The organism is Streptococcus mitis (assembly GCF_023109515.1).
In the GTDB taxonomy this organism is placed as follows: domain Bacteria; phylum Bacillota; class Bacilli; order Lactobacillales; family Streptococcaceae; genus Streptococcus; species Streptococcus mitis_CS.
Map to the genome: position 1 here is coordinate 1 of NZ_JALDUM010000012.1, position 512 is coordinate 512.

A 512-nucleotide genomic window follows, 5' to 3' on the forward strand; every position below is an offset into this window, starting at 1 on the left:
TTTGGAAGTTTCTTAGTCTCTACGAAGCGGTAACCTGGGATATCTTTCTTAGGTTGTTCGCCATCTTCTGTTGGATAGTTTGGAATTTCATTTCCGTCTTTATCCTTGTGACTTGTCTTAACTTTCTCATAAACGTGCTCTGTATCGCCGTTTGGAAGTTTCTTAGTCTCTACGAAGCGGTAACCTGGGATATCTTTCTTAGGTTGTTCGCCATCTTCTGTTGGATAGTTTGGAATTTCATTTCCGTCTTTATCCTTGTGACTTGTCTTAACTTTCTCATAAACGTGCTCTGTATCGCCGTTTGGAAGTTTCTTAGTCTCTACGAAGCGGTAACCTGGGATATCTTTCTTAGGTTGTTCGCCATCTTCTGTTGGATAGTTTGGAATTTCATTTCCGTCTTTATCCTTGTGACTTGTCTTAACTTTCTCATAAACGTGCTCTGTATCGCCGTTTGGAAGTTTCTTAGTCTCTACGAAGCGGTAACCTGGGATATCTTTCTTAGGTTGTTCGCC

The 512-nt window shown here is 41.0% G+C and carries 1 protein-coding gene; it reads right to left on the minus strand.

The window, feature by feature from the left end; translation table 11 throughout:
- Nucleotides 1-512, minus strand: a 512-nt coding sequence (locus tag M1G05_RS10000) for a MucBP domain-containing protein (RefSeq protein WP_247953700.1), incomplete at both ends; no start/stop codon positions are given.